Origin of the sequence: Curtobacterium sp. A7_M15, from assembly GCF_030705415.1 — a bacterium.
Taxonomy (GTDB): domain Bacteria; phylum Actinomycetota; class Actinomycetes; order Actinomycetales; family Microbacteriaceae; genus Curtobacterium.
This window is the reverse complement of the sequence record NZ_JAUZED010000134.1, coordinates 1-8,556: the sequence shown is the minus strand read 5'-3', so window position 1 is coordinate 8,556 and position 8,556 is coordinate 1. Positions and strand designations below refer to the sequence as shown.

General features: G+C 71.0%; 7 protein-coding genes. 5 read left to right on the top strand and 2 right to left on the bottom strand.

Annotated features, from left to right (window positions below; all coding sequences use genetic code 11):
- Positions 1–65: 65 nt before the first annotated feature.
- Together Q7F20_RS16630 and Q7F20_RS16625 are read right to left on the bottom strand one after the other, a co-directional pair.
- Positions 66–2,504, bottom strand: a complete 2,439-nt coding sequence (locus Q7F20_RS16630; protein ID WP_305741181.1) for a hypothetical protein — start codon at positions 2,502–2,504, stop codon at positions 66–68.
- Positions 2,504–3,007, bottom strand: coding sequence for a hypothetical protein (locus tag Q7F20_RS16625; RefSeq protein WP_305741180.1), 504 nt, complete (start codon positions 3,005–3,007; stop codon positions 2,504–2,506). Before Q7F20_RS16625 ends, Q7F20_RS16630 begins: the two co-directional genes overlap by 1 nt.
- Positions 3,008–3,270: 263 nt before the next feature.
- Between Q7F20_RS16625 and Q7F20_RS16620 the strand changes: the two genes are divergently transcribed.
- From Q7F20_RS16620 to Q7F20_RS16600, 5 genes are all read left to right on the top strand, one after another.
- Complete coding sequence (locus tag Q7F20_RS16620) at positions 3,271–4,173, top strand: ABC transporter permease (RefSeq protein ID WP_070418482.1); 903 nt, start codon at positions 3,271–3,273, stop codon at positions 4,171–4,173.
- 3 nt (positions 4,174–4,176) lie between these two features.
- Positions 4,177–5,406 (top strand): ABC transporter ATP-binding protein, encoded by a 1,230-nt coding sequence (locus Q7F20_RS16615; protein ID WP_305741179.1) that lies wholly within the window; start codon positions 4,177–4,179, stop codon positions 5,404–5,406.
- The gene (locus Q7F20_RS16610) at positions 5,325–6,437 is read left to right on the top strand and encodes a glycosyltransferase family 2 protein (protein ID WP_305741178.1); all 1,113 of its coding nucleotides are present in this window, start codon (positions 5,325–5,327) and stop codon (positions 6,435–6,437) included. The genes Q7F20_RS16615 and Q7F20_RS16610 overlap by 82 nt, the downstream gene beginning before the upstream one ends.
- A gap of 74 nt (positions 6,438–6,511) precedes the next feature.
- Entirely contained in the window at positions 6,512–7,663 is a 1,152-nt protein-coding gene (locus Q7F20_RS16605; protein ID WP_305741177.1) for a glycosyltransferase family 1 protein, read from the top strand.
- A complete protein-coding gene (locus tag Q7F20_RS16600) occupies positions 7,660–8,514 on the top strand; it encodes a glycosyltransferase family 2 protein (RefSeq protein WP_305741176.1) in 855 nt (284 codons plus the stop codon). The genes Q7F20_RS16605 and Q7F20_RS16600 overlap by 4 nt, the downstream gene beginning before the upstream one ends.
- The last annotated feature ends 42 nt before the right edge of the window (positions 8,515–8,556 follow it).

The following is an 8,556-nucleotide window of genomic DNA, read 5'->3' as shown; positions in this document are numbered from 1 at the left end:
AGGCGCCCCACCAGCTGGTGGGGCGCCTCCCGTCATGCGTCGCGCCCGGTCGGGCCGTCAGCCCACTACTTCACGGTGATCGTCCGGCACAGCGTGGTGTTCGCCCCCGCACCGGTGTTCATCGCGTAGACGCAGACCTGCGTGCTGCCCGCCTTGTAGCCGGACACCGTCGTCGAGAACGAGTGGTTCGCCCCGTACCCGCCGTAGGTGGTGCCGAGCGATGCCTTGGCCTCGTTCGCCGTGATCGACTTGGCTCCGGCACCGTTCACGTACACGTGCACCTGGATCGGGGACGCGGTGTCCGGGTCGATCGTCCAGCCACGGACCTTCACCTGGCCGGCCGCCGGCGACGACACCTCGTCGAGGAGCAGGACCGGGTTGCCGGACGTCATCGCGACCGTGCTGCAGGCGCTGGCGTCCTTCCCACCCCCGACGTTCGTCCCGACGACGCACACGGTGTGCTTGCCCGGGCCGATGCCGGTGAGGGCGGCCTGGAAGCCGTGCTTCGAGTAGTACCCCGGGTACGCCTTCGCCGCGGTGGCGCTCACCTGGTCGGCCGTGCCGGTGGTGACCTTCTTGCCGTCCACCGTGTAGGTCACGCCGATCGGCTGCACCGTGTCCGGGTCGACCGCGTAGCCGTTGACCTGCAGCGAGCCGAGCGTCGGGGACGAACCGGACTCGATTTTCACCTTGGGCGGACCGGTCGGCGTCTGGAACGTCGTGCAGACGTTGCTGTTGCCGCCGGGACCGACGTTGATCGCGATGATGCAGAGCTGGTGCTTGCCGGCCGGGACGCTGCTGCGCGTGAACAGGATCGCGTGGTCGTCGCCGTAGCCCGGCAGCGCCTTGTCGAGCCCTGCCTTGGTCTGGTCGGCGGTGAACGAGGTCAGGGCCTTGCCGTCCAGGTAGAGGTGGACGCGCAATGGCGCGACCGTGTCCGGGTCGGCCGTCCAGCCGCGGATCTTGAGCTTGCCGGGAGCGGTCGACGACGCCTCGTCGATGACGATCCACGGCGACCCGCTGGCCTTCGTCACGGTCTTCGCTCCGAGCTGCGTCCACTTCCCGGTGGAGGTGTCCTTCGCCCAGGTGCTGATCGTGTGCTTGCCGGCGCCGATGCCCTTGATGCTCGCGGAGTAGCCGTGGGCGTCGCCCCAGCCCTGGTAGATCTTCCCGACGTCGGTGCGCGAGGCACTGGCGGTCCAGGCCTTCTTCGCCACGCCGTCGACGCGGAGCTGCACGGGGATCGAGGACTTCGTGTCCGGGTCGATCGCCCAGCCGCGGACGCTCAGCGTGTCCGCCGCGAGGGTGGCCTGGTCGAGCTTGCCGAACGGCGCGCCGGTCCGGACGGTCACCTGCTGGCAGCCGAGCAGCGCGTTGGCGCCGGCACCCTGGTTGATGCCGAACACGCAGACGTTGTGGCTGCCCCCGGAGATCCCGGTCAGGGTCGTGGTGAAGCCGTGGCTGGTGTTGCCGGCACCGAGCTGGCTGCCGAGGTCGGAGCGCGCGCCGTCGGCGGTGATCGTCTTCTTGCCGACGCCGTCCACGTAGAACGCCACCCGGATCGGGCTGGTCGCGACGTCGGGGTCGTACGCCCAGCCGCTCACGGTGACCTGCCGGAACCCGGCGGACGCGGAGTCGACGTGCCCGGCGGGCGAGCTGCCGCCGGTGGGCGAGCCGAACCAGTCGGTGTACATGCGCCAGAAGTTCCGGTTGCCGTAGGCCGAGCAGCTGTCACCGGTGCCGTAGAGGTTGTTCATCGCGGCGGTGTTCGGGGTGTACGGCGTGTAGATGTACAGCCCGGCGGTCGCCTGGTTCTTGATGTAGACCGTCTTGCGGCCGCACGCGGCGTTCGGGTTGTAGAGGATCGAGTTGTTGCGGCCCGCCTGGTACGCCCACGAGGTCGGCGACGCCTGGTAGCGCTTGAACTGCAGCGCCGCGGCGTACACCTGCTGGCCGAAGCCGTAGTACTTCGGGTCGCACGGCGCGGTGTCCGGGCACGCGAACCCGGTGGCGTGCAGGTACATGTAGCTCGTCGGGCTGTTCGTCGTGACGATGCCCTGCTCCTTCTGCAGGAGCACGAGCAGGACCTTCTGGCTGATGCCGCACGCGGCGCCGACCTGCGCGATGACCGTGGCCGCCGACTTCACGCCGCCGTTGATGGCGGAGCACCGACCGGACACGGCCGCGATCCCGCTCATGTTCTGCGAGAAGTTCTTGAGGCACGCCGGGCCGCCGGACGCCTGCTTGCAGTTCGGGGCGACGCTGTTGAGGAACGACTGCACGGACGACGAGCTCATCGCCGACCCGTTGTAGAAGTTCACGTCGCTGATGATGTTGCCCGGGTCGAACGACGCGGCGGTCGCGGCCGAGGCCGACTCCGTCGTCGTCTGCTCGGACAGCACCGTGCCGAACGTCAGGCCGCTCACGGCCACCGCGAGGGCGGCCACGAGGGCGAGGGACGACCGCAGCGGGCGTCGTCGCCCCTGGGTTCGGATGGATCGCATCACGGCACCTCCGCCGTCATCGGGTCGGACGTGGTCGACTGTGCGCCGACCCGGTAGTCGAGGGTGATGGACCAGGTGCCGCTGGACACCTGCGCCGCCGGGAACGCGACCTGCGCGCAGTTGACCGAGGACGCGCTGGCCTCCGCCGTGCTGGTCAGGGTCCGCGTGACCCCGCTCTTCGTCGCGGTGAAGGTGCACGTGCCCGAGGTGTTCGTCGTCCCCGAGACGAGCCCGCCGGCCTGGAGCGTCCGGCTGCCGGCGTCCCACCCGGCGTACGTGACGACGGCGGTGGCCGGGAAGTCCGACGGGTCGTCGTCGGGCTCGGTCGTCTGCCCGGAGCCGGGGAACGCCGAGGGGCTGTCGTCCGCGTCGTCGGAGCTGCTCGGCGACGGGGTCGACGAGGGGCCCTGGGTGGCTGTCGCCGACGCCGACGGAGTCCGTGTGGCAGAGCGCGTCGGGGACGCGGTGGGGTCGTCGTCTCCCCCGGCGGTACAACCCGCCATGAGGAGACTGAGAACACCGACCACCGCGAACGCAGCGATCGGCCGTGACGCGAAGTGCATGCTGACGGGCCGTCCTGTGGATGTTGACAAGGGTCCGGGTTGCGTCAACGGTAACCCCAAAGTGAAGGTTGAGGGTTGTTATCGCGCACATTCACCCCCGCACGGGGGTGCGCGACGCCTGTCGCCCAGTCCGCTGCGCGCTGCCCGGCCCGCAGGCCCGCCGAGTATGCTGTCCCGGTCCTGCCCCACGAACGAAGAGACACATGGTCGATCAAGCCCGCATGGCCGCGCTCGCGAAGGAGCCCCTGGTCGTGGTCGGCGCTCCGACGAGTGCCATCCGAGGAACCTGGCGAGAACTGCGCGACGTCTTCCGGCAGCGCGAGATGCTCGGCATGCTCGTGCGCCGCGACCTCAAGGCGCGGTACAAGGACTCGGCGCTCGGGTTCGTGTGGACGCTGGTGCGGCCGCTGACCCAGCTCCTCATCTACTACTTCGTGATGGGGCAGATCCTCGGCGCGGCCAAGGGCATCGACAACTTCGCGATCTACGTCTTCACCGGTCTGAGCGCCTACACGCTCTTCAGCGAGATCGTCGCCGGTTCCACCAGCTCGATCGTCGGGAACAGCGGCCTGATCAAGAAGGTCTACGTCCCACGCGAGGTCTTCCCGCTCGCGAGCGTCGGCGCGGCGCTGGTGAACTACGTCATCCAGTTCGCCATCCTCATCGCTGCGACCCTGGTCATCGGGGTGTTCCCCTGGCACGAGGGACTCGTCTACCTCATCCCGTCGTTGCTCGTCATCCTCGTCTACGGTGCCGCGATCGGCCTCGTGCTGGCTGCACTCAACGTCTACCTGCGCGACGTGCAGTTCCTCATCGACGTGGGGCTCATGGTGCTGCTCTGGGCGTCTCCCATCGTCTACTCGTACTCGATGGTCGTGCAGCGGCTCAAGGTCGACTGGATCCTCGCCGTCTACACGAACAACCCCCTCACGCTGTCCGTCCTCGGGATGCAGAACGCCATCTGGCTGCACGACCCGGCGAAGGTCGTCTACCCGGACCACCTCATGCTCCGACTCGGCATCGCGTTCGTCATCGGCCTGTTCTGCCTCATCGGCGCGCAGCGCGTGTTCTCGCGCCTGCAGGGCAACTTCGCGCAGGAGCTCTAGACCATGGCCATCAGCACTCCCGTCGCACCCGCCGCCGAGCAGCGCGGTGACGAGCGCCCCGACGTCATCGTCGTCGACCACGTCCGGAAGCGGTTCACCGTCCGCAAGGACAACACCATCCGTGAGCGCATCGTGACGCTCGGCCGCGCCGGTCGCAAGCACCGCCAGGACTTCTGGGCGCTCGACGACGTCACCGTGTCGATCCAGGCCGGGACGACCGTCGGGCTCATCGGCCAGAACGGCTCCGGCAAGTCGACGCTGCTCAAGGCCATCGGCGGGATCATCCAGCCCACGTCCGGAACGGTCTCGCGCCGGGGGCGTCTCGCCGCGCTGCTCGAGCTCGGCGCCGGCTTCCACCCGGACCTGTCCGGTCGCGAGAACGTCTACCTCAACGCGTCGCTGCTCGGCCTGAGCCGCAAGGAGACCGAGGCGCGGTTCGACGACATCCTCGCGTTCTCCGGCATCGGCGACTTCATCGACACCCAGGTGAAGTTCTACAGCTCCGGCATGTACGTGCGACTCGCCTTCGCCGTGGCCGTGCACACAGACCCCGACGTGCTGCTCGTGGACGAGGTCCTCGCCGTCGGCGACGAGGCGTTCCAGCGCAAGTGCCTCGACCGCATCCGCTCGTTCCAGGAGCAGGGCAAGACGATCATCATCGTCACGCACTCGCTCAGCCAGGTCCAGGAGATGTGCGACCGCGTCGTGCTCCTCAACAAGGGCAAGGTGCTGCACGACGGCGACGCCGTGCAGGCGGTCAGCAAGTTCCGCGACGTGCTCGAGGAGCGCCGCTCCGGCGAGCTCAGCGCCGACGTCGCCGTGGGTCGCGGCACCGTCCTCGGCGCGACCGTCCACGCCGACGGCAAGGAGCACCGCGCCGACGTCCTGCCCGGTGACGACCTCGTCGTCGACATGGAGTTCGAGCACCTCGACGGCGTCGCCGACTGGGAGGCCGCCGTCCAGATCAACAACACCGCCGGCCAGGTCGTCTACGGCACCACCACCGGCATCATGGGGGTCCACCTCGAGCCGCTGCACGGGCGCCGGAAGCTCCGGCTCCGCATCACGGACACGAACTTCGGCACCGGCAAGTACTTCATCAACGTGTCGATGATGGACTCGGCCGGCCGGCACCTGCACGACCTGCCCGAGTGCGACTCGTTCGAGGTCCCGTCGTTCGGCGACGCCGTCGGCAGCGTCTACGCGAAGCCCTCCATCGAGGAGCTCGACTGACGCGCCCCGACGGCGCCTCCCGCACCGCGGTCGTCGTCGTCAACTGGAACCGTGCGGACCTCACCGTCCGGGCCGCCCGCGCCGTGCTCGACGACGGAGCGGCCGACCAGGTCATCGTCGTGGACAACGGGTCGTCGGACGACTCCGTCGCCGTGCTCCGCCGCGAACTGCCGGACGCGACGGTGCTGGTCCGCGACACGAACGGCGGGTTCGCCGCCGGGGCGAACACGGGCATCCGGCACGCGGACGCCGACGTCGTCGTGCTCCTCAACAACGACGCCGAGCCCGCTCCCGGCTTCGTCGCGGCCCTCCGCGACCACCTCGACGCCGCCCCCGCGGCCGTGGCGGCCGTGACGGGCCGCATCGTGCTCGCCGGGCGCTGGTCGCGCCTCCAGGCCGGATCAGCGGTCCCCGCCGGACGCGCGCTCCGCGACCACGCCGGCCACCTGTGGGTGCCCGACGCGGACGGCGAGGTCCGCCTCAACTCGACGGGCGTCCGGGTCGACCGCGACGGCAACGGCATGGACCGCGACTGGTTCGGCGCAGCCGACCGGACGGCGGACCGCGAGGTCTTCGGGTTCTCGGGCGGCGCCTCCGCACTCCGGAGGCCCGCGCTCGACGACGTCGGGCTCCTCGACGAGTCGCTCTTCATGTACTACGAGGACACCGAGCTCGCCTGGCGGCTCCGCCGTCGCGGATGGCGGGTCGAGTACGCGGCCGGCGCGGTCGTCGAGCACGACCACTCGGCGTCGTCCGGCGTGCAGAGCGACCTCTTCGTCTTCCGCAACGCCCGCAACCGACTGGTCGTCGCCCTGTGGCACGCGCCGTGGCGGACGGTCCTGCGGGCGGCGGTCCGGACCACGGGGCGCGGCCTGCTGGGACTGCGGTCCGGTCGCACCAGACGGGAGGCGCGGCTCGTCCTGGCAGCACTGGCCGACGTGACGGGGCACCTCCCCGCGCACCTCGCGCGGCGGCTCCGCGAGACGCGGGTCGCGTCCGTCCCGCGGAGCGCCGTGGACCCGGACGCATGAGCGGACCGGGCTATCCTGGGGTCTCCCCCGTCGCCGGTCCCGGCCGCGGCGTCCCCGGCCGGAAGGAACCAGGCGTGCCGCAGACCACCGTCCTCATCGACGGGACCGCGGTACCGCGCAACCTCGGCGGCGTCGGCCGCTACGTCGAAGGGGTCGTGTCGCACCTCACCGACCCGGCGCTCGACGTGCACCTCGTCGTCCGGCCCGTGCACGCCGCGCACTTCCGCGAGATCGCACCGCACCTGACGCTGCACACGGCACCGGCGTGGACGGACTCCGTGCCGCTGCGCTTCCTGTGGGAGCAGACCGGGCTGCCGGCGCTCGGTCGACGTCTCGGCGCCACGGTGCTGCACTCCCCGCACTACACCTTCCCGTTCTCGTGGCGCCGCGGCTCCGTGGTGACGCTGCACGATGCCACGTTCTTCTCGAACCCCGAGTGGCACTCGCGCCTCAAGCGGACGTTCTTCACGTGGTGGAGCCGTCGATCGCTGCGGACCCGTCCGGTGGTCATCGTGCCGAGCGCCGCCACCGCGACGGAGGCCCGGCGCGTGGTCCCCGGCATCCGTGCGGACGTCCGGGTGGCCCCGCTCGGGGTCGACCGGACCGTGTTCCACGAGCCCTCCACCGCCGAGGTCGAGGACGCCCGGATCGCCGCGACCCTCCCGGACGACGCGTCGTGGATCGCGTTCCTCGGCACGATCGAGCCGCGCAAGAACGTCACCGCGCTGCTCGACGCCTACGCGTCCGTCCGCGACGCCCGGGCGCTCACGGGGTCGGACACCCCCTGGCTGGTGCTCTCCGGCGCACGCGGGTGGGACGACGCCGCGATCGAACGGCTCGACGCGCTGCAGGACGCCGACCACGTGATCGAGGCCGGGTACCTGCCACTCGAGGACCTCTCCGGGTTCCTCGGCGGCGCGGAGTTCGTCGTGTACCCGTCCCTCGGCGAGGGGTTCGGCCTGCCGGTGGTCGAGGCGATGGCGACCGGCGCGTGCGTGCTGACGACCCGGCGCCTGTCGTTGCCGGAGGTCGGCGGCGACGCGGCCGTCTACACCGAGCCTTCCGCGCAGGACCTCGCCGTTGCGATGGCGTCGCTGCTCGACGACCCCGCGCTCGCCACGGCCCACCGGGCCTCCGCACTGGCGCGGGCCGCCTCGTTCACGTGGGAGGCCACAGCCGCCGTCCACACCCACGCCTACCGGGCCGTCGCCGGGGGCGTCCGATGACCCGGGTCGCGGTGCTCACCGTCACGTACAACACGGGCGAGACGATCCGGCCGTTCCTCGAGAGCATCGCTCGGGCGTCCAGCGACCCCGTGGCCGTGGTCATCGCGGACAACGGCTCGGCCGACCTCGACGCGCTGCGGGCGATCGGCGAGTCGTACGGGGCGGTCGTGGTGTCCTCCGGCGGGAACCGCGGCTACGGCGGCGGCATCGACGCCGCCCTGGCCGCGCTCGACGACGTGCTGCCCGACGTCCGGCCGGAGTTCCTGCTCGTCACGAACCCCGACGTCGTCCTCGCGCCGGGGTCCGTCGACGAACTCGTCGCCGCGGCCGACCGGCTGCCGTCCGGCGGGTCGTTCGGTCCCCGGATCCTCGACGAGCAGGGTGACACCTACCCCTCGGCCCGCCAGCTCCCGTCACTGCGGACCGGCCTTGGGCACGCGGCGTTCTCACGCTTCTGGCCGGCGAACCCGTGGAGCCAGCGGTACTGGTCCACCACCGAGGTCGTCGAGCGTGAGGCCGGCTGGCTGTCCGGCGCGTGCTTCCTCATCCGGACGTCGCTGTTCCGCGAGCTCGGCGGCTTCGACGAGACGTACTTCATGTACTTCGAGGACGTCGACCTCGGGCAGCGCGTGGGGCTCGCCGGACGGACGAACGTGTACGTGCCGAGTGCCGTGGTCACGCACACCGGGGCGCACTCGACCTCGTCGAACCGCCGCCGCATGGAGATCGAGCACCACCGGAGCGCCTACCGGTTCCTGTCGCGGAAGTACCGGGCGTGGTGGCTGTGGCCGCTGCGTGCCGTGCTCCGGGTGGGGCTGGCCGTCCGGGCGCGCTGGGTGACGCGGAAGTAGGGCCGCCGCGGCGCGGGCGCGGGGGCGCGGGCGCGCGGGCGC

Coding starts and splice junctions, on each gene's coding strand:
- Q7F20_RS16630 (WP_305741181.1), bottom strand. CDS start 2,504: ATGCGATCCATCCGAACCCAGGGGCGACGACGCCCGCTGCGGTCGTCC.
- Q7F20_RS16625 (WP_305741180.1), bottom strand. CDS start 3,007: ATGGCGGGTTGTACCGCCGGGGGAGACGACGACCCCACCGCGTCCCCG.
- Q7F20_RS16620 (WP_070418482.1), top strand. CDS start 3,271: ATGGTCGATCAAGCCCGCATGGCCGCGCTCGCGAAGGAGCCCCTGGTC.
- Q7F20_RS16615 (WP_305741179.1), top strand. CDS start 4,177: ATGGCCATCAGCACTCCCGTCGCACCCGCCGCCGAGCAGCGCGGTGAC.
- Q7F20_RS16600 (WP_305741176.1), top strand. CDS start 7,660: ATGACCCGGGTCGCGGTGCTCACCGTCACGTACAACACGGGCGAGACG.